Source organism: Chromobacterium alkanivorans, assembly GCF_016937655.1.
GTDB classification, from domain to species: domain Bacteria; phylum Pseudomonadota; class Gammaproteobacteria; order Burkholderiales; family Chromobacteriaceae; genus Chromobacterium; species Chromobacterium alkanivorans.
The window spans coordinates 237,570-260,744 of sequence record NZ_JAFHKL010000004.1; the positions used below are offsets into that span (position 1 = coordinate 237,570).

18 protein-coding genes are annotated in these 23,175 nt (G+C 64.5%); 9 read left to right on the plus strand and 9 right to left on the minus strand.

The window, feature by feature from the left end:
• The first annotated feature begins 202 nt into the window (after window positions 1-202).
• Window positions 203-2,503 carry a type I DNA topoisomerase gene (gene topA / locus JW897_RS09210; protein ID WP_048413522.1) on the plus strand — a complete coding sequence of 767 codons (2,301 nt, stop codon included), beginning with the start codon at window positions 203-205 and terminating at the stop codon, window positions 2,501-2,503.
• Window positions 2,504-2,600: 97 nt separating this feature from the next.
• On the opposite strand, the gene JW897_RS09215 is transcribed toward topA, so the two are convergent.
• The 6 genes from JW897_RS09215 to JW897_RS09240 form a co-directional block, all read right to left on the minus strand.
• Complete coding sequence (locus JW897_RS09215) at window positions 2,601-2,981, minus strand: DUF1622 domain-containing protein (RefSeq protein ID WP_048413523.1); 381 nt, start codon at window positions 2,979-2,981, stop codon at window positions 2,601-2,603.
• A 44-nt stretch (window positions 2,982-3,025) separates the two neighbouring features.
• The gene (locus JW897_RS09220; protein ID WP_048413524.1) at window positions 3,026-3,397 is read right to left on the minus strand and encodes a diacylglycerol kinase; all 372 of its coding nucleotides are present in this window, start codon (window positions 3,395-3,397) and stop codon (window positions 3,026-3,028) included.
• Between the two features lie 121 nt (window positions 3,398-3,518).
• Window positions 3,519-4,478 carry a glutathione synthase gene (gshB, locus tag JW897_RS09225; RefSeq protein WP_205465875.1) on the minus strand — a complete coding sequence of 320 codons (960 nt, stop codon included), beginning with the start codon at window positions 4,476-4,478 and terminating at the stop codon, window positions 3,519-3,521.
• 2 nt (window positions 4,479-4,480) lie between these two features.
• Entirely contained in the window at window positions 4,481-5,101 is a 621-nt protein-coding gene (locus JW897_RS09230; protein ID WP_205465876.1) for a hypothetical protein, read from the minus strand.
• Window positions 5,098-6,387, minus strand: a complete 1,290-nt coding sequence (gene gshA / locus JW897_RS09235) for a glutamate--cysteine ligase (RefSeq protein ID WP_205465877.1) — start codon at window positions 6,385-6,387, stop codon at window positions 5,098-5,100. The genes JW897_RS09230 and gshA overlap by 4 nt, the downstream gene beginning before the upstream one ends.
• Before the next feature lie 139 nt (window positions 6,388-6,526).
• Window positions 6,527-7,471 (minus strand): carbohydrate kinase family protein, encoded by a 945-nt coding sequence (locus tag JW897_RS09240; RefSeq protein ID WP_048413528.1) that lies wholly within the window; start codon window positions 7,469-7,471, stop codon window positions 6,527-6,529.
• Between the two features lie 122 nt (window positions 7,472-7,593).
• On the opposite strand from JW897_RS09240, the gene JW897_RS09245 reads away from it, so the two are divergent.
• On the plus strand, window positions 7,594-8,070 hold the full coding sequence (locus JW897_RS09245; protein WP_048413676.1) for a TlpA family protein disulfide reductase: 477 nt from the start codon (window positions 7,594-7,596) through the stop codon (window positions 8,068-8,070).
• Between the two features lie 34 nt (window positions 8,071-8,104).
• On the opposite strand, the gene JW897_RS09250 is transcribed toward JW897_RS09245, so the two are convergent.
• Window positions 8,105-8,629 (minus strand): DUF2087 domain-containing protein, encoded by a 525-nt coding sequence (locus JW897_RS09250; protein WP_048413529.1) that lies wholly within the window; start codon window positions 8,627-8,629, stop codon window positions 8,105-8,107.
• 245 nt (window positions 8,630-8,874) lie between these two features.
• Window positions 8,875-11,586 (minus strand): preprotein translocase subunit SecA, encoded by a 2,712-nt coding sequence (secA, locus tag JW897_RS09255; RefSeq protein ID WP_048413530.1) that lies wholly within the window; start codon window positions 11,584-11,586, stop codon window positions 8,875-8,877.
• Between the two features lie 414 nt (window positions 11,587-12,000).
• On the opposite strand from secA, the gene JW897_RS09260 reads away from it, so the two are divergent.
• The 5 genes from JW897_RS09260 to JW897_RS09280 all read left to right on the plus strand — a co-directional run bounded on the left by JW897_RS09260 (window position 12,001) and on the right by JW897_RS09280 (window position 18,434).
• Window positions 12,001-14,040: an alkaline phosphatase D family protein gene (locus JW897_RS09260; RefSeq protein ID WP_205465878.1), complete on the plus strand. Its 2,040-nt coding sequence runs from the start codon at window positions 12,001-12,003 to the stop codon at window positions 14,038-14,040.
• A 359-nt stretch (window positions 14,041-14,399) separates the two neighbouring features.
• Window positions 14,400-16,139: an ABC transporter permease gene (locus JW897_RS09265; RefSeq protein WP_240352138.1), complete on the plus strand. Its 1,740-nt coding sequence runs from the start codon at window positions 14,400-14,402 to the stop codon at window positions 16,137-16,139.
• Between the two features lie 10 nt (window positions 16,140-16,149).
• Window positions 16,150-17,463 (plus strand): ABC transporter ATP-binding protein, encoded by a 1,314-nt coding sequence (locus tag JW897_RS09270; RefSeq protein WP_205465879.1) that lies wholly within the window; start codon window positions 16,150-16,152, stop codon window positions 17,461-17,463.
• A gap of 83 nt (window positions 17,464-17,546) precedes the next feature.
• The gene (locus JW897_RS09275) at window positions 17,547-17,972 is read left to right on the plus strand and encodes a DciA family protein (RefSeq protein WP_048413534.1); all 426 of its coding nucleotides are present in this window, start codon (window positions 17,547-17,549) and stop codon (window positions 17,970-17,972) included.
• A 57-nt stretch (window positions 17,973-18,029) separates the two neighbouring features.
• The gene (locus JW897_RS09280) at window positions 18,030-18,434 is read left to right on the plus strand and encodes a hypothetical protein (protein WP_205465880.1); all 405 of its coding nucleotides are present in this window, start codon (window positions 18,030-18,032) and stop codon (window positions 18,432-18,434) included.
• Between the two features lie 2 nt (window positions 18,435-18,436).
• Here JW897_RS09280 and JW897_RS09285 read toward each other — a convergent pair whose 3' ends face one another.
• Window positions 18,437-20,047, minus strand: coding sequence for an FMN-binding glutamate synthase family protein (locus JW897_RS09285; RefSeq protein WP_205465881.1), 1,611 nt, complete (start codon window positions 20,045-20,047; stop codon window positions 18,437-18,439).
• A 239-nt stretch (window positions 20,048-20,286) separates the two neighbouring features.
• Here JW897_RS09285 and JW897_RS09290 point away from each other — a divergent pair, with 239 nt between their 5' ends.
• Window positions 20,287-21,174, plus strand: coding sequence for a phytanoyl-CoA dioxygenase family protein (locus tag JW897_RS09290; protein ID WP_205465882.1), 888 nt, complete (start codon window positions 20,287-20,289; stop codon window positions 21,172-21,174).
• A 260-nt stretch (window positions 21,175-21,434) separates the two neighbouring features.
• Complete coding sequence (locus JW897_RS09295) at window positions 21,435-23,102, plus strand: acid phosphatase (protein WP_205465883.1); 1,668 nt, start codon at window positions 21,435-21,437, stop codon at window positions 23,100-23,102.
• The last annotated feature ends 73 nt before the right edge of the window (window positions 23,103-23,175 follow it).

Below are 23,175 nucleotides of genomic sequence, written 5' to 3' on the forward strand. Positions count from 1 at the left end.
AAGAGCGCTCTTGCGCTCTTGTTTTATTTGACGAATATATTTTCTGTCGACGCGAAATTTTTCAGGGTGAAGCCTTCATCCTCCTTGTCGACGGGAACGCAGCAGCCCACGCACGGGCCTGGCGACCTTCTGCCGCGCGGCAGAAACGCCCGGACCGGACGGATCGGCCGGCATGCCGGCGATTGCACATAGAAAAGATAATATGCCCACCAGTCTCTTGATCGTCGAATCGCCTTCCAAGGCGAAAACGCTGAAGAAATACCTAGGCCCTGACTTTGAAGTCCTGGCCTCCTACGGCCATGTGCGCGATCTGGTGCCCAAGAACGGCGCAGTGGACCCTGAAAAAGGGTTCGCGATGAAATACCAGCTGATCGCGCGCAACAGCAAACACGTCGACGCCATCGTCAAAGCGGTGGGCGACGCCGAACACATCTATCTGGCGACTGACCCGGACCGCGAAGGCGAGGCCATTTCCTGGCATCTGGTGCAGATCCTCAACGGCAAGAAGCTGCTGAAAAACAAGACCGCCCAGCGCGTGGTCTTCCACGAGATCACCAAGAACGCGGTGCTGGAAGCGATCCAGAACCCGCGCGAAATCGCGCAGAACCTGGTGGACGCGCAGCAGACCCGCCGCGCGCTGGACTACCTGGTGGGCTTCAATCTGTCGCCGCTGCTGTGGAAGAAGATCCGCCGCGGCCTGTCCGCCGGCCGAGTGCAGAGCCCCGCGCTTCGGCTGATCTGCGAGCGCGAGAACGAAATCCGCGCCTTCGTCGAGCAGGAATACTGGTCGGTGCATCTGGACAGCCACAAGGGCCGCACCAAGTTCGGCGCCAAGCTGACCTCGATGGCCGGCAAGAAGCTGGAACAGTTCGACATCCCCAACGAGGCCGAGCAGGCCAGCGTGCTGGCGCGGCTGGAAGGCCACCCGGCGGTGGTCAGCAGCATCGAGAAGAAAAAGAAATCGCGCAGCCCGGCCGCGCCGTTCACCACCTCCACGCTGCAGCAGGAAGCCGTGCGCAAGCTGGGCATGACCACCGACCGCACCATGCGCACCGCGCAGCAGCTGTACGAGGGCATAGACATCGGCCAGGGCACCGTCGGCCTGATCACCTATATGCGTACCGACTCGGTGGCGCTGGCGGGCGAGGCGGTGGAGGAAATCCGCGGCTACATCGGCCTTAAATTCGACGGCGACTACCTGCCCAAGAACCCGGTGGCCTACAAGAACAAGTCCAAGAACGCCCAGGAAGCGCACGAGGCGATCCGCCCCACGTCCATCCTGCGCACCCCGGACATGGTCAAGCCCTTCCTGACCTCGGACCAGTTCAAGCTCTACGACATGGTCTGGAAGCGGACCCTGGCCTGCCAGATGGCGCCGGCCAAGTTCGACACCACCAGCATAGACATCGCCGTCGGCGAAGGCGTGTTCCGCGCCACCGGCCAGGTGCAGACCTTCGCCGGCTTCCTCGCCGTGTACGAGGAAGACGTCGACGACGCCGAGGACGAGGACAACGCCAAGCTGCCGCTGCTGGAAGAGGGCGAGACCCTGCCGGTGGACAAGCTCTACGGCACCCAGCACTTCACCCAGCCGCCGCCGCGTTACTCGGAAGCCTCGCTGGTGAAGGCTTTGGAAGAGTTCGGCATCGGCCGGCCGTCCACCTACGCCAGCATCATCTCGACGCTGAAGGACCGCGAATACGTGGTACTGGACAAGAAGCGCTTCCAGCCCACCGACACCGGCGACATCGTCAACAAATTCCTGACCGAACACTTCGCGCAGTACGTGGACTACAACTTCACCGCCAAGCTGGAAAATCAGCTGGATGAAGTGGCCAACGGCCAGCGCGAGTGGGTGCCGGTGATGGACAGCTTCTGGAAGAACTTCTCCAAGCAGATCGCGGAGAAGGAAAGCATCTCCCGCGCCGAGGTCACCACCGAGAGCCTGGACGAAGCCTGTCCAAAATGCAGCAAGCCGCTGTCCATCAAGTTCGGCAAGCGCGGTCGCTTCATCGCCTGCACCGGCTATCCGGACTGCGATTACACCCGCAATATCGGCGAAACCGCCGAACAGGCGGCGGAAGAGGCGGAAGCCCCGACGGTGATCGAGGGCCGCAGCTGCCCGGAATGCGGCGGCGAACTGCACATCAAGAAGGGCCGCTACGGCAAGTTCATCGGCTGCGCCAACTATCCTAAGTGCAAGCACATCGAGCCTCTGGAGAAGCCGCGCGAAACCGGCGTGGAATGCCCGGAGTGCAAGGCCGGCCAGCTGATCGAACGCAAGAGCCGCTACGGCAAGCTGTTCTACAGCTGCAACACCTACCCCAAGTGCAAATACGCCACCTGGAATCCGCCGGTGGCCGAGCCCTGCCCCAAGTGCAACTGGCCGATCCTGACCATCAAGACCACCAAGCGCCGCGGCACCGAGAAAGTCTGCCCGCAGAAGGAATGCGGCTATAGCGAGGTGATCGCGCCGCCGGAAGGCAAGGAAGCCGAACCGGCTTAAGCCGGCCGCGCTTGCGACGACAGCCCTGCACGGCAAGACCGCGCAGGGCTGTTTTCATTGAAGGGGAAGATGGACGGGACTTGCCCCAAACACCGGATCAGCCGGTCGGCGGCTCCTTGAGCCGGCGCGCCGCCTCGGCTTCGCGAATTTCCCTGCCCAGAAAGTAATTGAGCGCGGTGCGCAGCACCGCGATGGCACCCAGCTTGCCGATCTGGTCCCAACTGGGCGCCACCGCTGTGGACAGAATATCCGCCGCCAGTTGCAACTCCAGCGCCAGCGCCAGGAAGCGGGCGAAGCTGAGCCGCACCTGGTTGTAATCGTCATGGTTGGCGCTGAGGCAGCGGCGAACATAGCGGACGCCCAGGGCCAGAATGCCTACGCCTATCACCAGCGCGCCCAGCGCCTCCACGCCCAGCTTGAGCCAGAGCACGATGTTCAACACCCACTCCTCGACTCCGGATTCCACTGGCGACATCATCGGACGGCTCCCTCTTGGTTCAGGCAGCCGTCACCATACCCGCTTCAGGCGAACAACACCAGACACCACACCGCGGCCAGATTGATCAGGCCCAGCAACTGGGCGGCGCTGCCCATGTCCTTGGCGCGCTTGGCCAGCGGATGCCGCTCCAGCGAGGTGTGGTCCACCGCCGCCTCGATCGCGGAGTTCAGCAATTCGATGATCAGCGTCGCCAGCGAGCTGGCCACCAGCAAGGCGCGCTCCAGCGGCTGGGCGTGGATGACGAAGGCCAGCGGGATCAGCAGCGCCGCCAGCAGCACCAGCTGGCGGAAGGCGTCCTCGTGCCGGAACGCCGCCTTGAGGCCGTCCAGCGAATAGCCGAAGGCGTTGATCAGGCGGGTGATCCCGGTTTTGCCTTTGAACGGGCTTTCTTTCATGGGGGAGTCCGTAAAATTGGCGCGGCGGCCGGCGCCTCAGCATGCCAGCCCAAGATGACGCCAATAAAAAACAAAACGGCCGGCTTGCGGCCGACCGTGGCGAAAGGAAGAAACAGCGGCCTCAGTGCGGCTGGCAGCGCCGCTCCAGCGCGTCGATGTACAGACCGGCGACCTTGATCTCGGTCTGGTCCATGATTTCGCGGAAGCAGGTGGGGCTGGTGACGTTGACCTCGGTCAGATAGTTGCCGATCACGTCCAGGCCCGCCAGCAGGATGCCGCGCTTCTTCAGCTCCGGCCCCACCGTCCTGGCGATTTCGCGATCGCGCTCGGTCAGCGGCCGCGCCTCGCCGCGACCGCCGGCGGCCAGATTGCCGCGGGTCTCGCCCGCGGCCGGAATGCGCGCCAGGCACCAGTCCACCGGCTCGCCGTCTATCACCAGGATGCGCTTGTCGCCGTCGCGGATCTCCGGGATATAGCGCTGCGCCATCACCGTGCGCTTGCCGCGCAGCGTGATGGTTTCAATGATCACCGACAGATTGGCGTCGTCCGGGCGCAGCCGGAAGATGCTGTCGCCGCCCATGCTGTCCAGCGGCTTCAGGATCACGTCCTGATGCTGGTTGATGAAGGCGCGCAGCCGGTGCGACTCGCCGGTGATCAGGGTGGGCGCGGTCAGTTCCGGGAATTGCAGAATGGCCAGCTTCTCGTTGAAATCGCGCAGCGCCTGGCCGCTGGTGAACACCTTGGCGCCCTGCGCCTCCGCCAGCGTGAACAGCTGCGAGGCGTACAGGTATTCCATGTCGAAGGGCGGATCCTTGCGCATCACGGTCGCGCTGAAGGACTGCAGAGGCTGGCGATGCACCTCGCCCAGCTTGAACCAGGCCGGATGCTCGCCTTCGTACTGGCCGGTCAGGCTCAGATCGCGCGCGTCCACCAGCACGCGCCCGCCCTCCACCGACAATTGATGGGCCTGGGCGAAGCTGAGGGCGTGGCCGCGCGCGGCGGCCTCCTGCATCATCGCGAAGGTGGTGTCCTTGTAAAGCTTGAAGTGATCCAGGGGATCGGCAATGAACAGGATGCGCATGTTTATCGGTCCTCGCTTGGCTTGGCGGCGTCGCGCAGCATGCGCTCCATGCCGCTGCGCGCCGTTTGCATCATCTCGTCGGCCTGGGCGGCGACGGAAAGGAAAGTTTGCTCGTCGGCCCCATTATAGGAGCAGCCGAGGTAACGCAGCGGCGCGTCCTGCTGCGGCGCGCCCAACAAAGCCGCCAGAGGATTGGCCGGCATCTCGTAGGCGGACAACATCGGGCCGTCATTACCGACGAAGCGGTAATGCTGCTCCGCCGCCTTGATCGGCGCCCGCTTGAGCCGCAACCGCGACGCGGCCTCGGCCATCGTCCAGCCGGACGGTAGCGGCACCGACACGAACTCCTTGTGCAGCGCCAGCCGCGTCGTCTCCGCGCCGAACACCCGGATCGGCCGCTTCAGATCGTAGGCGTAAACGCCCAGGGTGCTGGCCTGCTCGTTCTTGCGTATCCAGTCCGGGCCCTTGTCGAACACCACGTCCAGCAAGGCCGGTTGCAGCGCCCGGTAGCGCTCGAAGGACGCGCACTGCACCAGTTCCTCCAGCGCCTGCGGCGTCAAGGCCTCGTCGGCGAGCGCGGGGGCCGTGGCCGCCAGCAGCGCCAGGCTCAGCCAGGCTTTCATTCGTCGGCGTCCGGATCGGTGGCTTCCAGCTCCAGCGAGGCGGCCAGCAGCGCCAGCCGCGAAATCACGCCGTAGGAGTAGAAACGGTTGGGCGCGCAGTCCGGCGTGCCCTGCTTGTCCGGCAGGCAGGCGGTTTCGAACGACAGCGGCACGAAATGCATGCCGGGCGCGTTCAGGTTTTCGTCGATGCCGCGGCCGGTGTGCACGCGGTAGAAGCCGCCGGTCACATAGCGGTCCATCATGTAGACCACCGGCTCGGCCACCGCGTCCTCCACCGTCTCGAAGGTGTACACGCCCTCCTGGACGATGACCTCGGACACCTCCAGGCCCTCCTTGACCACCGACATCTTGTTGCGCGCCTTGCGGTTCAGGCCCAGCACTTCGTCCGGGCTCTTCACGCTCATCACGCCCATGCCGTAGGTGCCGGCGTCGGCCTTGACGATGACGAAGGGATCGTTGTCTATGCCGTATTCGCGGTATTTGACGCGGATCTTGTCCAGCATCCTCGACACCTCGTCCGCCAATTGCTCTTCGCCGGTGCGGGCGTGGAAGTCCAGGCCGCTACAGCTGGCGAAATACGGGTTGATGGTCCAGGGGTCGATGGAGATCAAGCGGGCGAAGTCCTCGCACACCTTGTCGTAGGCGGCGAAGTGATTGCTCTTGCGGCGCACCGCCCAGCCGGCGTGCAGCGGCGGCAGCAGGTTCTGCTCCAGGCCCTTGAGCAGGTCGGGGATGCCGCCGGACAAGTCGTTGTTGAGCAGGATCACGCAGGGGTTGAAGCCGTCCGCCAGCACCAGGCGATTGCCGCGGCGCTCGATCGGCTCCAGCCGCACGGTGTCGCCGTTGGCCGATTGCAGTTCGGTCGGCTCGGTGATTTCCGGGTTCAGCGAACCCAGGCGCACCTTGAGGCCGGCCTGTTCGAAAATATGCACCAGAGCGGCGATGTTTTGCAGGTAGAAAGTGTTGCGGGTGTGGTTTTCCGGTATCAGCAGCACGCTGCGCGCTTCCGGACACACTTTTTCCACCGCGCTTTGCGCGGCGTGCACCGCCAGCGGCAGAAAGTCGCGGTTCAGGTTGTTGTGGCCGCCGGGAAACAGGTTCATGTCCACCGGCGCCAGCTTGAAACCGCTGTTGCGCAGGTCCACCGAGCCGTAGAACGGCGCCGCGTGGTTATGCCACTGACTGCGGAACCAGTGTTCGATCTGAGGCTGGGCGGTCAGGATGCGGCTTTCCAGTTCGTAAAGCGGGCCGGTCAGTGCGGTTGCCAGATGCGGAACGGGCGGCATGGAATCCCCTTGGGTTTTCGAATTGAATTCGCTAATGGTGGGGGTGGCGCGGGATGAATTCAAGACTTGTTGCGTTGGGACCGTCAAAAAGCAAAGGACGCTTGCGCGTCCTCGTCGGTTTGGCCCGCGGGCCGCATCGTCACAACGGCCAGGGTTCGCCGTAAGCCTGCTGATACAGATCCTTCAGCGACTCCCAGTCGAAGAAGTGATTCTGACAGCCCGGCGTGGTGACCTTGATCGCGCCGATCACATTGGCCAGGCGGCCGGTGATCTTCCAGTCCAGGCCGCGGCTGATGCCGTAGAGCAGGCCGGCGCGGAAGGCGTCGCCGCAACCCATCGGGTCCACCGGCTTGATCGGCATTTGCACGCGCGGGATCAGGTGCACGGTGTCGCCGACGTAGATTTCCGCTCCCTTGGAGCCGCGGGTGACGATCAGCGCCTCCACCTTCTTGCGCAAATCCTCCACCGACAAGCCGGCGCGTTCGCGCATCAGCTCGCTCTCGTAGTCGTTGATGGCCACATAGCTGGCCAGCTCGACGATCTCGTGGATCTCGTCGCGCGACAGCAGCGGCAGCTCCTGGCCCGGGTCGAAGATGAAGGGAATGCCGGCCGCGGCCAACTCCTTGGAGTGTTGCAGGAAGGCGCTGTAGCCGCCGGGCGACAGAATCGCCAGCTCGATCGGATCCGGAATATCCGATATGTGGTTTTCAGTGGCAAAATCCATGGCGCCGGGATGGAAGGCCATCAACTGATTGCCATCCTTGTCGGCGATGCCGAAGCACTGCGAGGTATACTGCTTGCGGATCAAGCGAATGAAGCGGTCGTCCACGCCGGCGCGTTTCAGATGTTGGCGATACGGCTCGAAATCCTCACCCACCACGCCCATGACGATGGGGGTTTCGCCCAACAGACACAGGCTGTAGGCGATATTGCCGGCCATGCCGCCGAATTCGCGGCGCATGGTCGGGGCCAGGAAGGTCGTGGAAATTTTGTGCAGCTGATCCGGCAGGATCTGGCTGTCAAAACGGCCATGAAACGAGAACAGGGTATCGTATGCGAGGGCCCCGCAGACGAGGATAGACATGCCCACTCCGCAAAAAGGTCAATCGACCATTTTAACATGAAACATTTGTTTGGTTCACGTCGAGAACTTTGACCTTGTCGGATATCCAATACACTTCAAACACCTACCGGAAGCTCAACAAGATGCTGAAACGACTGCTAGCCCCCGCGCTGATCGCGCTGCTGCCGCTCTCCGCCATGGCCGCGCCCACGCTGGAGCAAACCAATTTCACCAAGCTGCAAGGCGGCAACGCCACCATCGCCGCCTACAAGGGCAAGGTCACCGTGCTGAACTTCTGGGCCACCTGGTGCGGCCCCTGCCGCGAAGAAATGCCTATGCTGAACCGCCTGCGCGCCAAGCTGGCGCCCAAGGGCGTGGAAGTGGTGGGCGTGGCGCTGGACAACAAGGAGGAAGTCAGCGCCTTCGTCGGCCAACTGAAGATAGGCTATCCCATCCTGCTGGGCGACAGCGACACCCTGAACCTGATGCGCAGCCTGGGCAACGCCACCGGCGGCCTGCCCTACACCCTGATCCTGGACCGCAAGGGCAAGATCGCCGCCAAGCTCACCGGCCTCCTGGACGAGAAAAAGCTGGAAGCGGCGATCAAAGCCCAGTTGTAAGGCGACGGCGGCGGCAGTCGACGCCCAAGCCGCTTCAACGGCCGGCTCTGCGCCGGCCCACTTCCGCCGCCAGGGCCTCGGCCTCCGCCGGCAGCGCCTGCTCCACATGCCAATACTGCCGGCAATCCGGCGTCCGCCCCAGCAAGCCCTGCTCCACCAGTTCGCGCCGCAGCAGCACATGATCGCCAAAGGCTTCGCCGGCGCGGATCAAGGCGTTGACCTCCGGCTCCGACCACCTCTCCCCGCGCGGCAGGCCGGCCCACAAGACCCACAGGCAGACGCGCTGCTCGCTGAATTTCTTCGGCCAGCGCGTCAAGCGCCCGTCGGCGTCGTAATGGCGCAACAGCCGCGTCGTCGCCGCGGACAGCTCGGCCGGCGGCGCCGGGCGATCGCACTCCGCGCGCCAGTGCTGGAAATTGTGGAAGCCGGCGGAGCGCGCCAGCATATTGAGGATATGCAGATGGCTGGGCGGAGCGCTTTCCTGCGCCCATTGCTGTTTGAGCGAGCGCGCCAGCGCGGAGATGTCGCTGCAGTAAAAGGGATAAAGCGTACGAGACATGGTTCGAATCCTGTCGTCGTGCCAAGGTCGGGATGGACTGCCGCGGTCGCCGTTACGGCCTGGCACGGGTTCGAGCCAAGCGGGATGAATCTAGCCAAGACAGGTTTAGCGTGGTGAGGGCACCGGCGACGCCTGGGTGAACTGTTGACCCGCGACGATGCTAACACCGCGCCGCCCGCTTGCAAAGCGCGCCGGCATGAAAAAAGCCGACGCAAGCGTCGGCTTTTTCTTCCGCGGCGGTGGAATCAATCCAGACGGCCGTGGCACTGCTTGTACTTCTTGCCGCTGCCGCAAGGGCAGGCGTCGTTGCGGCCGATGCGCAGGCCTTGCGCCGCCAGCGCGTCCGGGGACAGCGGATTGTCCTCGTCCTCGCCCAGCGCCGAACCCGGCGCGGCGTGCTGCATTTCGTACTCGCCCACCTGATGCGGCTCCACCGCGTCCACGTCTTCCTGGCTGCGGATCTGCACCGTCATCAGCACATTGACCACGCTGCGCTTGATGCGCTCCAGCATGTCGGCGAACAGCTCGAAGGCTTCGCGCTTGTATTCCTGCTTCGGGTTCTTCTGCGCGTAACCGCGCAGATGGATGCCCTGGCGCAGGTGATCCATCGCCGCCAGGTGTTCGCGCCAGTGGTTGTCCAGCATCTGCAGCACCAGGCTGCGTTCGAACTGGCGCATCACGCCGTCGCCGGCCAGTTCCACCTTGGCCTGATAGGTCTCGGCGGCCTGTTCGATGATGCGTTCGCGGATGGACTCGATATCCAGCGCCGGTTCGGCCTTCAGCCATTCGCTGACCTTGATCGGCAGCAGGAACTCGGCTTCCAGCGTTTTCTCCAGGCCCGGCAGATCCCACTGCTCTTCCATGGATTCCGGCGGCAGATGCTGGTCCACCAGGTCGGACAACACGCCTTCGCGCATATTGACCACCACGTCGGACACATCGGTTTCCACCAGAATTTCATTGCGCTGCTGGTAGATCACCTTGCGCTGGTCGTTGGCGACGTCGTCGTATTCCAGCAATTGCTTGCGGATGTCGAAGTTGCGGCCTTCCACCTTGCGCTGGGCGTTCTCGATGGAACGGGACACCCACGGGTGTTCGATCGCCTCGCCTTCCGGCATCTTCAGCCGGTCCATGATCGCGGCGACGCGGTCGGAAGCGAAGATGCGCAGCAGCGGGTCTTCCAGGCACAGGTAGAAGCGGGAGGAGCCCGGGTCGCCCTGACGGCCGGAACGGCCGCGCAGCTGGTTGTCGATGCGGCGCGATTCATGGCGCTCGGTGCCGACGATGTGCAGGCCGCCGGCGGCCAGCACCTTGTCGTGCACCACTTGCCAGTCGGCGCGGATCTTGGCGATGCGCGCGCGCTTCTCTTCGGCGGACAGGCTGTCGTCGGATTCGACGCCCTTGATCTCCGGCTCCGGATTGCCGCCCAGCACGATGTCGGTGCCGCGGCCGGCCATATTGGTGGCCACAGTGATCACGCCGGGGCTGCCGGCCTGCACCACGATGTCGGCTTCGCGCGCGTGTTCCTTGGCGTTCAGCACATTGTGCGGCAGCTTGGCCTTTTGCAGCAGATTGGCGATCAGCTCGGAGTTTTCAATGCTGGTGGTGCCCACCAGCACTGGCTGGCCGCGCTCGTGGCAATCCTTGATGTCGGCCAGGATGGCGTCGTACTTCTCCTTGGCGGAGCGGTAGACCTTGTCCTGCGCGTCCTTGCGTATCATCGGCCGGTTGGTCGGGATCACCACGGTTTCCAGGCCGTAAATGCTCTGGAATTCGTAAGCTTCGGTGTCGGCGGTGCCGGTCATGCCGGCCAGCTTGCCGTACAGGCGGAAGTAGTTCTGGAAGGTGATCGAGGCCAGGGTCTGGTTCTCGCGGTTGATCTCCACGCCTTCCTTGGCTTCCACCGCCTGGTGCAGGCCTTCGGACCAGCGGCGGCCGGACATCAGACGGCCGGTGAATTCGTCCACGATCACCACTTCGCCGTCCTGCACCACGTAGTGCTGGTCCTTGTGGAACAGCGAATGGGCGCGCAGGGCGGCCATCAGATGGTGCATCAGGGTAATGTTGGTGGCGGAATACAGGCTGTCGCCTTCCTTCAGCAGGCCCAGGCGGGTCAGAATTTCTTCGCTGTGCTCGTGGCCGGCTTCGGACATCATCACCGAGTTGGCCTTTTCGTCCACCCAGTAATCGCCCTCGCCCTCTTCGGTCTCCTGACGCTTCAGCATCGGCGGCACCGCGTTCATGCGCTGGTACATGTCGATATTGTCGTCGGCCGGGCCGGAGATGATCAGCGGGGTGCGCGCTTCGTCGATCAGGATGGAGTCCACCTCGTCGATCACCGCGTAGGCCAGCTTGCGCTGCACCTTCTCTTCCACGCTGAACACCATATTGTCGCGCAGATAGTCGAAGCCGAATTCGTTGTTGGTGCCGTAGGTGATGTCGCAGGCGTAGGCTTGCTGCTTCTCGTCGTGCGGCATCTGGGACAGGTTGACGCCGACGGAGAGGCCGAGGAAGTTGTACAGCTTGGCCATGATGCCGGCGTCGCGGCTGGCCAGGTAGTCGTTGACGGTGACGACATGCACGCCGTCGCCGGTCAGCGCGTTCAGGTAGGACGGCAGCGTGGCCACCAGGGTCTTGCCCTCGCCGGTGCGCATCTCGGCGATCTTGCCGTAGTGCAGCACCATGCCGCCGATCAGCTGCACGTCGAAGTGGCGCATGCCCAGCACGCGGCGCGAGGCCTCGCGGCACACCGCGAAGGCTTCCGGCAACAGGCCGTCCACCGTCTCGCCCTGGGCCAGGCGTTGCTTGAACTCATCGGTTTTGGCCGCCAAAGCCTCGTCGGACAACGCTTTCAAGCCCTCTTCCAGAGCGTTGATGCGCACCACCGTCTGGTGGAATTGCTTCAGAAGCCGGTCATTGCGGCTGCCGAATACTTTTTTAAGCAAAGAAGAAATCATGTAATCGAATTCCAGAGACCAGCGGGCTGTTTAGGTAAGGTGTCCGCAAAAATGCTTGAAAGTGTAGCACATTAGCCGCCTTATTTTATGGGGGCGCGCTTGCGCTGTATCAAGGGGGCCGGCGCTTGCGCGCGGTCTTTATTTTCGTTTGCGCCCGGCCGCCGCCAGATGCGCGCGCGCCAAGCGCCCGCCGCGGCGCGGCCGTGTCCGTCGGCGCGCGAAACCCGACCAAACTCAAACAAGTGTTGGTTTTAATCCACGTTTTCCGCGCGAATTGGAGCAAACACTCAATTAAATTGACACCTGTTGTCATGCCACTTTAATAATCCCCTCAAACAATAGCGCCTTCCGACAAGGGCCGCCCACGGCCCGATTTCAGCACAAGCACGCATAGACAATAGAGGGGAGACATCGATGGACCGCAGACAGTTTCTGAAGTGGAGCGGCTTCTTGACCGCTTCCGTCGCCGCCGGCGGCTTGACCGCATGCGGCGGCGGCGGCGCGGGCAGCCTGCCCGGGGGCGCCGGCTCGACCTTAGGCATCAACGGCAGCGGCTTCGGCCAGGGGGTGGCCTCCGGCGACCCCAAGCCGGACAGCATCGTGTTGTGGACCCGGGTCGACGGCGGCGACGGCCGCCAGAACGTCAAGGTCACGCTGCAATTGTCCGACCGCGCCGACTTCTCCACCCTGCTGGTGAACGTGGCGCTCAGCGCCCAGCCGGACTGGGACTACACCATCCGCCACAAGGTCACCGGCCTCGGCAACGCCGCCACCTACTACTACCGCTTCCTCACCGGCCAGGCGGTCAGCATGACCGGCCGCACCAAGACCGCGCCGGCCGCCGGCGCGCCGCTGTCCCAGCTCAAGTTCGCCTTCATTTCCTGTCAGGACTGGAGCGTCAACCACTGGGGCGCTTTCGACGAGTTGGCCAATCAGGACCTGGACTTCATCGTCCACCTGGGCGACTACATCTATGAAACCGTCGGCGCCGGCTTCCAGAGCGGCGGCAATGAAAGCCGCCATCCGGCGCTGAGCCTGCCCAACGGCACCCTGCGCGCCGACGGCGCCCGCTACGCCACCACGCTGGCGGACTACCGCACGCTGTACAAGTCCTACCGCAACGACGCCCGGCTGCAAAAGCTGCACGCCAGCTTCCCGATGATAGCGATCTGGGACGACCACGAGTTTTCCGACGACTGCTGGCAGGACCGCCAGGAATACTCCGCCACCGACGACAGCTCGCCGCAAACCGCGCGCCGCCGCAGCGCCAGCCAGGCCTGGTTCGAGAATATGCCGGCCGACGTGCAGCTGGACTTGAACAACCCCTCCTTCCAGAACATCCAGATCTACCGTAGCTTCGCCTTCGGCGATCTGGCCACTCTGGTGATGACCGACGAGCGCCTGTACCGCAGCGACCACATCATCCCGGAAACCCAGGCCGGCGGCGAAATCGGCAGCCGCTACTTCGTGCAGAAAAACACCCTGGCCCAGGTGGAAGCCAGCAAGATGGCCTCCACCGGCGGCAATCTGCTCAATGTCTCCATTCTGGGCGAAACCCAGCGCGCCTGGTGGCAGAGCCAGATGAAGTCCGCCGCCACCACCTGGAAGCTATGGGGCAATGAAGTCTCCTTGCTGCGCATGGGCTTCGACGGCACCGTCGCGGTGGCCTCGCTGCTGACCCAGGGCCTGGCGCCGCAGCTGGCCGGCCTGGGCCTGACGCTGACCCAGCCGCAAATCGCCCAGTTGCAAGGCGCGCTCTATCTGGACCTGGCCGCCGCCAACACCAGCGGCTCCACCCCGGTGGTCAGCTATGCCAATACCCAGCCGCTGCTGAGCACCCTCAGCGGCGGCGCGATTTCCGCCGGCACCTTCAACGCCGCCATCAAGCCCGGCCTGGACGCCGGCCTGCCGCCGTCGATGTTCTTCGACAAATTCATCCTCAACGCCGACCAGTGGGACGGCTACAACGCCGAGCGCAAAGCGCTGATGGCCTATCTGAAAACCCAGGCCATCGGCAATGTGGTGGCGCTTACCGGCGACATCCACGCCTTCTTCGCCGGCCCGGTGATGGACGACTACGACGCCGCCAGCCCCAGTCCAGTGATGGTGGACCTGGTCACCGCCGGCGTGTCCAGCAACTCGCTGTTCAGCTATTTCAAGAACGTGGTGGACACCGTGCCGGCCTTCTCCAAGGCCAAGCCGCTGATCTACACCACCGTCAGCGGCCAGGTGGTCAACACCTTCACCAACACCCTGCAAAGCTTCAACAGCTGGCTCAAATACGTGGACAGCGACGCCCAGGGTTACGCGCTGGTGACGCTGACGCCGGCCAAGCTCAGCTGCGCCTTCCACAAAGTGGGCGCGCTGAACGCCGGCGCGGCGCCCAGCCCGGCCACCGCCAGCGTCAAGACCGTGGAGGTGGCGGCCGGCAGCGCCGCCGTCAACGTGTTGTAAGCATCGGCGCGGCCACCCGCTCGGACCCCCCGCCGCGGGTGGCGAAACGCCACTCAGTTTCAAACAGTACAATCCGTCACAAAAGCCCAACAAATCTGCGGCGTCGGTAACATTCCCGTCCACGCAACTCTGCTAGTATCCAGCGCCTACGCCACGCGCATTTCTCCCGCCGCCAACCCGCCCCCGCGACAGCCTCGCCAGCCGCGATGCTGACCTATGCTGTGAAGGCAGGCGAGCCGATCCCGGCCGCGCGTCGCGCCGCAATGCCAGACAGTCGGGCCAGCTTTCCGCCGCAACTCCGCCCGGACAAAACAGACAACGAACCGCCGGCGCCGGCGGCGATAAACCGGAGAGGCCCGATGACAGCCCTTGTCCGCCATTTCATGCCCGCCACGGCCAAGCGGCTGATCCCCAACCGCTGGGATCTGATCGCGTTTCCGCTTCTGCTCGGCTTCCTGCTGATGGCCACCACCGGCATCCGCGAAACCTGGGCGCCGCTGACCGCGCTGCAAACCGTTCCCATCACGCTGGACCCGGCCAATCTGCCGGAATACGCGCTGCGCACCACGCTGCGCATGCTGGCCGCGATGGCCGCCGCGCTGGTCTTCACCCTGATCTACGGCACGCTGGCGGCCAAGAGCCGCCGCGCCGGCCTGCTGCTGGTGCCCATGCTGGACATCCTGCAATCGGTGCCGGTGCTGGGCTACATCTCCTTCACCGTCACCTTCTTCCTGGCGCTGTTCCCCGGCCGGGTGCTGGGCGCGGAGTTCGCCGCCATCTTCGCCATCTTCACCAGCCAGGCCTGGAACATGACCTTCAGCTTCTACCAATCGCTGCGCACCGTGCCGCGCGATCTGGAGGAAGTCTCGCTCAATCTGCGGCTGACGCCGTGGCAGAAATTCTGGAAGCTGGAAGTGCCGTTCTCCATGCCCGGCATGATCTGGAACATGATGATGAGCATGTCCGGCGGCTGGTTCTTCGTGGTGGCGTCGGAAGCCATCACCGTCGGCGACAAGACCGTCACCCTGCCCGGCGTCGGCTCCTACCTGGCCATGGCCATCCAGCACAAGGACCTGGCCGCGGTGGGCTGGGTGATCCTGACCATGACCGTGGTCATCGTCGTCTACGACCAGTTCCTGTTCCGCCCGATGGTGGCCTGGGCCGACAAATTCCGCCTGGAGGACACCTCCAGCCAATCGGCGCCGGAGTCCTGGGTGCTGAAGCTGATCCAGCGCACCCGCGCCATCCAGCTGCTGCTCAAGCCCTTCGGCAAACTGCTGCGCAAAACTGCCCGGCTGCGCCTCAACTACAGCCTGCCGCAAGGCCTGCACTCGGAGGCGCAAACCCCGGTGTCGCGCGGCATCGACGTGGCCTGGTGGCTGCTGGTGGCGGCGCTGGGTCTGCTGGCCACCTGGAAACTGGTGAGCTTCATCCACACCGAAGTGGGCCCGGCCGAAGTGCTGCGCGTGCTGGGCCTGGGCCTGATCACCCTGCTGCGGGTCACCTTGCTGATCCTGCTGGCCTCGCTGATCTGGGTGCCGCTGGGCGTGCACATCGGCCTGCGCCCGGCGCTGGCGGAAAAAATCCAGCCGCTGGCGCAGTTCCTGGCCGCCTTCCCGGCCAATCTGCTGTTCCCGGTGTTCATGGTCTTCATCGTCCACTTCAAGCTCAACCCGGACATCTGGCTGTCGCCGCTGATCGTGCTGGGCACCCAGTGGTACATCCTGTTCAACGTGGTGGCCGGCGCCAGCGCCTTTCCCAACGATTTTCGCGAAGCCGCGGCCAATTTCCGCATCCGCGGCTGGCAGTGGTGGCGGCAAGTGATGCTGCCCGGCATCTTCCCCTACTACGTCACCGGCGCGATAACGGCGTCGGGCGGCGCCTGGAACGCCAGCATCGTGTCCGAATACGTGTCCTGGGGCGACGACAAGCTGGCCGCCCACGGCCTGGGCGCCTACATCGCCCAGACCACCGCCGCCGGCGACTACCCCAAGATCCTGCTGGGCATCGCCGTGATGTCCATCTTCGTCGTTCTGTTCAACCGCCTGCTGTGGCGTCCGCTGTACGCCATCGCCGAAAACAAACTCCGTCTCAGCTAAGGGGGCAACCATGACACCAGACACCACCACCTTGGGACGGGAAATCTTCCAGCTGGAAAACGTCTGCCGCGGCTTCAACAAGGGCAACGACGAAATCCAGGTGCTGGACGACGTCAACCTGACGCTGCGCGAAGGCGAGATCGTCGGCCTGCTGGGCCGCTCCGGCTCCGGCAAATCCACCTTGCTGCGCATCATCGCCGGCCTGATCAAGCCCAGCAGCGGCAAAGTCGCCTACCAGGGCCGGCCGCTGAGCGGCCCGGCCGAGGGCGTGGCCATGGTGTTCCAGACCTTCGCGCTGTTCCCGTGGCTGACCGTGCTGCAAAATGTGGAGGCCGGGCTGGAGGCGCTGGGGGTGGAAGCCAAGGAGCGCCGCCGCCGCGCGCTGGCCGCCATCGACCTGATCGGCCTGGACGGCTTCGAGAACGCCTACCCGCGCGAACTGTCCGGCGGCATGCGCCAGCGCGTCGGCTTCGCCCGCGGCCTGGTGGTCAACCCCACCCTGCTGTTGATGGACGAACCCTTCTCCGCGCTGGACGTGCTCACCGCCGAAACGCTGCGCACCGACATGCTGGACCTGTGGAGCGAAGGCCAGCTGCCGATCCAGTCCGTGCTCATCGTCACCCACAACATCGAAGAAGCCGTGTTCATGTGCGACCGCATCCTGGTGCTGTCGTCCAACCCCGGCCGGGTGGTGGCGGAAATCAAGGTGCCGTTCCCGCACCGCCGCAACCGGCTGGACCCGGCCTTCCGCAAGATGGTGGACGACATCTACGCGCTGATGACCGCGCGCCGCAGCGCCCACACTCTGCACAAGCTGCCGCTGGAAATCGGCAGCCAGCTGAGCGAGGTGTCCACCAACCTGATGGCCGGCCTGATCGAGGAAGTGGCGCAAGCGCCCTATCACGGCAAGGCCGACATGCCGGAAATCGCCGAAAAACTGCGGCTGGAAGTGGACGAGTTGTTCCCGGTGGCGGAAATCCTGGAGCACCTGGGCTTCGCCGAGCTGAAGGACGGCGACATCCTGCTCACCGCCGCCGGCAAGCTGTTCGCCGACTACGGCACTCAGGAGCGCAAGGTTCAGTTCGCCGAACATCTGCTGCGCCATGTGCCGATGGCCGCCCATATCCGCAAAGTGTTGCAGGAGCGCCCCGGCCAGCGCGCCCCCCGGCTGCGCTTCGCCCAGGAGCTGGAAGACTCGCTGTCCGACGAGACCGCCGAGGAAACGCTGGACACCGTGATCAGCTGGGGACGCTACGCGGAGATCTTCTCCTACAACGACCATACCGAGACCTTCAGCCTGGAAGACGTGGAAGGCGGACAGTAAGACTTGGGGGCGCCGCCGGCCCAAGGCTCCCCAAGCGCCCCCCTCAGCGGCTACAATGGACTGTTTTCACTAGACTGCCCGCCATGTTCGGACGCCAATTCAACGACATCGCCAGCAAAGACAGCACCCTGACCCGGCTCACCGCCGAAGCCAAAGAGCTGATGAAGCTGGACCGCGCCTTCCAGAAACTGCTGCCGCCGCTCTTGGTCGGCAGCTGCCGCGCCGTGCGCATCCGCGACGACGAGCTGGTGATTTACACCGACACCGGCATCATCGCCGCCCGCCTGCGCATGCTGGCCCCCGGCCTGTTGCCGCAATTGGCCAAGCAAGGTTTCATCGCCGGCAAGACCCGGGTCAAGGTGGACGTCCGCCTGGCGCGCAAGCCGCGTGAAAAAAAGCTGAAAATCAGCCAGAACGCGCTGGACGGCATGGAAGAAGCCGCCGCCAGCGTCAGCAATCCGCTGGTCAGCGCCGCGCTGGCCAAGCTGATCGCCCACCACCGCAAGTAAAGACCGGGACCGCCGCCCAGCTTGCCGCCGCCGGCCAAACCGGCTTAAAGTCGCGGCATGAAACAACACATCATCATATTGATCACCGGTCTCGCCGCCGGCTTCGCCCAGGCCGCGCCGACGGAACAGCCGACCCCGGCCGAGGCGGAAGCCGCTTTCAAGGCCCAGGCGCTCGCCTCATTCGATTCCAAGCCGGAATCCACCCACACCCTGCTGATGCGCTCCATGGTAGAGTCCACACTCAAAGACCTGCGCGTCACCGCGGTGAACGACTGCCAGAACGACGAGGAAAACGCCACGCTGGACTGCGAAGTCAGCTATCAGGCCCGCAAGCTCACCGGCAAGCCGGTGGAGCGCGAACAACGGATGCGCTTCAGCCGCCAGGACGGCCAATGGCGCATCGTACCGCCGCCCAAGGACGCGGACGACGAAGAAAGCGGCGCCGCCTCCGCCCCGCAATAGGCTCAGGCCGGCTGGGCCTCGAAGCTGTCCGCCCGCGCCATCTGCCACATGCGGCCGTAAAAGGCCGCCTTGATCTCCGGCTGCAGCAGCTCTCCCGGCTGCAAAAAAACGTGCAGCTGCGAGAACAGCCGGATCTCGGTATCGCTGACGCGGCGCACCAAGTGGTGCGGCCGCAATTGCGACGGATGTTCCAGCCCGGCCGAGGCCAGCATCTCCGCCAGCGCCTTCATGGTGTTGCGGTGGAAATGGAACACCCGGTCCGCCTTGTCCGGCACCACCAGCGCGCGCTGGCGCAGCGCGTCCTGCGTCGCCACCCCGGTGGGGCAGCGGTTGGTGTGACAGCTCTGGCTCTGGATGCAGCCGATGGCGAACATGAAGCCGCGCGCGGAGTTGGCCCAGTCCGCGCCTATCGCCAGCACGCTGGCGATGTCGAAGGCGCTGACCAGCTTGCCGCTGGCGCCTATCTTGATCTTGTCGCGCAGATTCAAGCCCACCAGCACATTGTGGACAAACAGCAGGCCCTCGCGCAGCGGCACGCCGATATGGTCGGTGAACTCCAGCGGCGCCGCGCCGGTGCCGCCCTCCTTGCCGTCCACCACGATGAAGTCCGGCAGAATCCCCGTTTCCAGCATCGCCTTGGCGATGCCCATGAACTCCCACGGATGCCCCAGGCAGAACTTGAAGCCCACCGGCTTGCCGCCGGACAGCTCGCGCAGCCGCGCGATGAAGGCCATCATCTCCAACGGCGTGGAAAACGCGCTGTGGCGCGATGGCGATACGCAATCCTGTCCCAGCGGCACGCCGCGGGTGGCGGCGATTTCCGGCGTCACCTTGTGCTTGGGCAGAATGCCGCCGTGGCCGGGCTTGGCGCCCTGGCTCAGCTTGATCTCAATCATTTTCACCTGCGGATTGCGCGCCTGCTCGGCGAAGCGCTCCGCGTCGAAACCGCCGGCCGCGTCGCGGCAGCCGAAATAGCCGCTGCCCAGCTCCCACACCAGCGCGCCGCCATGTTCCAAGTGGTAAGGGCTGATGCTGCCCTCGCCGGTGTCGTGATAGAAGTCGCCGCATTGCGCGCCCTGGTTCAAGGCGCGGATGGCGTTGGCGCTGAGCGCGCCGAAACTCATTGCCGACACATTGAACAGGGACGCCGAATACGGCTGCGCGCACTGCGGGCCGCCGATCTCCACGCGGAAACCGGCCGGATCGCTCAGCGGCGCCGGCCGCATCGAATGGCTGATGAACTCGAAGCCCGGCTGATAGACGTCGATCAAGGTGCCGAACGGCTTGTCCGCGCCCTCGTTCTTGGCCCGCGCGTACACCAGCGAACGCTGCGCGCGCGAAAACGGCAGCTGCTCGCGGTCGGACTCCAGCAAATACTGGCGGATTTCCGGACGGATGCTTTCCACCAAGTAGCGGATATTGCCCAGGATCGGGTAATTGCGCCGCACCGCGTGACGGGTTTGCAGCAGATCGAACACCCCCAGCAGCGTCAGCGCGGCCGCCGCCAGCGTGAACGGCCACAACCACTCGTAATGGACGAAAGGCAGGCTGAACAAGGTGAACAACAGGCAACAGGAGAAGAAAGCGTAACGGCTCAACAGGGACACACTCATGGGGACTCCAGACTGGGGTGGCGAGGAAGGCTCAGGGTAAGGTCGACAACCCGCCGGGCGCAAGGCGCGACAAGCGCCGATTTACATTAATAAATACATTCACTATATGGATAATCCATCACCTGACCTAAAGGCCGGCTCCACAAACACGACGACTATCCGGAAGATAACATCGCTCGACATCCACACCGCCGCGGCCCGGCCGCCGGTTCATTAGATAAAACGATGGAACCCAAGACATGCCCAGCCTGCAACGCTTCCGCCCGGACACCGCGCCGGAAACCCTGATCGCCGCGCTCGAACAAGACGGCGGCATCGTGATAGAACATCTGTTGACCCCGGAAGGCCTGGCGCAGTTCCGCGCCCAGCTGCAACCGCTGCTGGACCGCTCCGCCCCCTGTCAGGGCGATTTCTACGGCTACGCCACTCGTCGGATCAGCGGCCTGATCGAACGCGTGCCAGCCACCCGCGAGCTCGCCATCCACCCCTTGATCCTGCAAGTGATGGACGCCTTCCTGCTGCGCGGCTGCCGCGAATACCAGCTCAACCTCACCCAGGCCATCAGCATAGGCCCCGGCGAACCGCGCCAATTCCTGCACAGCGACGACCTGATGTTCCCCGGCATCGCGCCCGGATCGGAAAAAATGATCAACTGCATGTACGCGCTGGACGACTTCACCGAGCACAACGGCGCCACCTGCGTCGTGCCCGGCAGCCACCGCTGGCCGGAGCCGCGCGACCCCAGGCCGGAAGAAGTCATCAGCGCCGCCATGCCCGCCGGCTCGGTGCTGATCTACCTGGGCTCGCTGATCCACGGCGGCGGCGCCAACCAGACAAAGCAGCCGCGCACCGGCGTCGTCATCAGCTACAACCTGGGCTGGCTGCGCCAGGCGGAAAACCAATACCTCGCTGTTTCCCGGGAGCTGGCCCGCACGCTGCCGCCGCGGCTGCAACGGCTGCTGGGCTACTTCGTCCACGTGCCCAACCTCGGCAGCATAGACGGCCGCGACCCAATCGAACTGCTGCGCGGGCAGCCGCCGGCGGACACCCTATTCCGCGAATTCCTGCCGGAGGAAATTATCCAGCCGCTGGCGGAAGCGCGCGCCGCCGCACTGCGCGCCGACTGAGACCTCCTTCACCACCGACATCCCGCCGCAACACCGCGGCGGGATGATGGACGATGTCGCGCGCCGGCCACCCGGCTGACGCGCCCTTAGAACGTGTTTACGATCTCGCGAGCTAAGGCGAGACAAGGCGAAAACGAGCGAAAAAGCGGAATGTACTCGTGGTACATGAGCATTTTGAGCTCGGTTTCAACGCCGTATCGCCGACACGCAGCAGAGCGTAAACAGGTTCGTACATGCTGGACCCCAGACAAGGACGCATCATGACCACCGCCGATGAGCAGGACCGCCCGCCGCAGACCGAAGCGGACGCCCCGCAAGACCCTTCCCGCCGCCGTCTGTTCGAAGGCCTGGCCGCCATCGGCGCCAGCTGTGCGCTGCCCGCGGCAGCTGCGGCGACGCCATCCGGCCATCCACGCCGTGGCCAATTGGACGCCCTGCTCAAGGCCAATATCAAGAACGTGGTGGTGATCTACCTGGAAAACCGCAGCTTCAACAACCTCTACGGCAACTTCCCCGGCGTGGCCAAACCGCTGAGCGCGGTCAGGCCGGAACAGGCGCAGCAACGCGACCGCGACGGCCGCCCGCTGTCCGGCCTGCCCAAGATCTGGGGCGGCCTGGTGCCCACCGGCCAGACCGTGGCCGGCAAGCGCTACTTCATCGAGGAAAAAGACATCCAGGGTCTGCCCAATGCGCCGTTCCCGCTGAAGGATGCCGAAGGCCAGCCCTTGCCGGAGGCGGTGATCACCCGCGACCTCTGCCATTTGTTCTATCACAACCAGATGCAGATCAACGACGGCCGCAACGACCAGTTCGTCGCTTGGGCCGATTCCGGCGCGCTGGTGATGGGCCACTACCCGGACACCGCGCGCACCCTCAATCAATGGCAGATCGCCCGCCGCTTCACCCTGTGCGACAACTTCTTCATGGCGGCCTTCGGCGGCTCCTACCTCAACCACCAGTTCCTGATCGCCGCGCGCACCCCGGAATACTTCAACGCCGCCAACACCCCCGCCAAGAAAAAAATCGCCGTGCTGGCCGACGGCCCCACCGGCCGCCAACTGGCGCTGGACCCCAAGTCCCCGGCCTCGGCGCTGGACGGCCCGCCCAAATTCGTCAATAACGGCGCCATCACCCCGGACGGCTACGCGGTTAACACCATGGCCCCGCCCTACCAACCCAGCTTCGTGCGGCCGGCGGAAGGCGGCGACAAACGCTACGCCGACCCGCAAGACCCCAGCACCCTGCCGCCGCAAAGCTACCGCACCATCGGCGACTTGCTGTCCGAGAAGCACATCGGCTGGGCCTGGTACGGCGGCAGCTGGCAGGCGGCGCTGGACGGCAAGGGCGGCGGCGACGCGCCCAACTTCCAATATCATCACCAGCCCTTCAACTACTTCCACCAGTTCGCGCCCGGCAGCGCCGCCCGCGAGCGCCATCTGCTGGACGGCGGCCTGGGCGATAGCCCGATTTCCAACCGCTTCATCGCCGACGCCGTGGCCGGCAAACTGCCCGCGGTGGCCTTCTACAAACCGCAGGGGAATCTGAACATGCACGCCGGTTATTCCGATGTGGAGTCCGGCGACCGTCACGTGGCCAATGTGTTGCAGCATTTGATGAGCGGGCCGCAATGGAAGCACATGCTGGTGGTGATCACCCATGACGAGAACGGTGGCTGGTGGGACCATGTGGCGCCGCCGCAGGGGGACCGCTGGGGGCCGGGTTCACGGATTCCGGCGATCATCGTGTCGCCGTTCGCCAAGCGCGGGCATGTGGATCACACCTTTTACGATACGACGTCCATCATCCGTTTCATCAGCCGGCTGCATGATTTGCCGGAACTAGAAGGGGTCAGCGCGCGCAATGCGGCGTTCCGCGCGCGCGGCGCGCAGCCGCCGGGGGATTTGACCGGGGCTTTGGTATTTGCGTGAGGCGGTTGTTGCATCCGCTTTGCGGATGATGTTTCAAGAAGAAACCACGTAGCCGACGCGCCCCTAGTCCCTT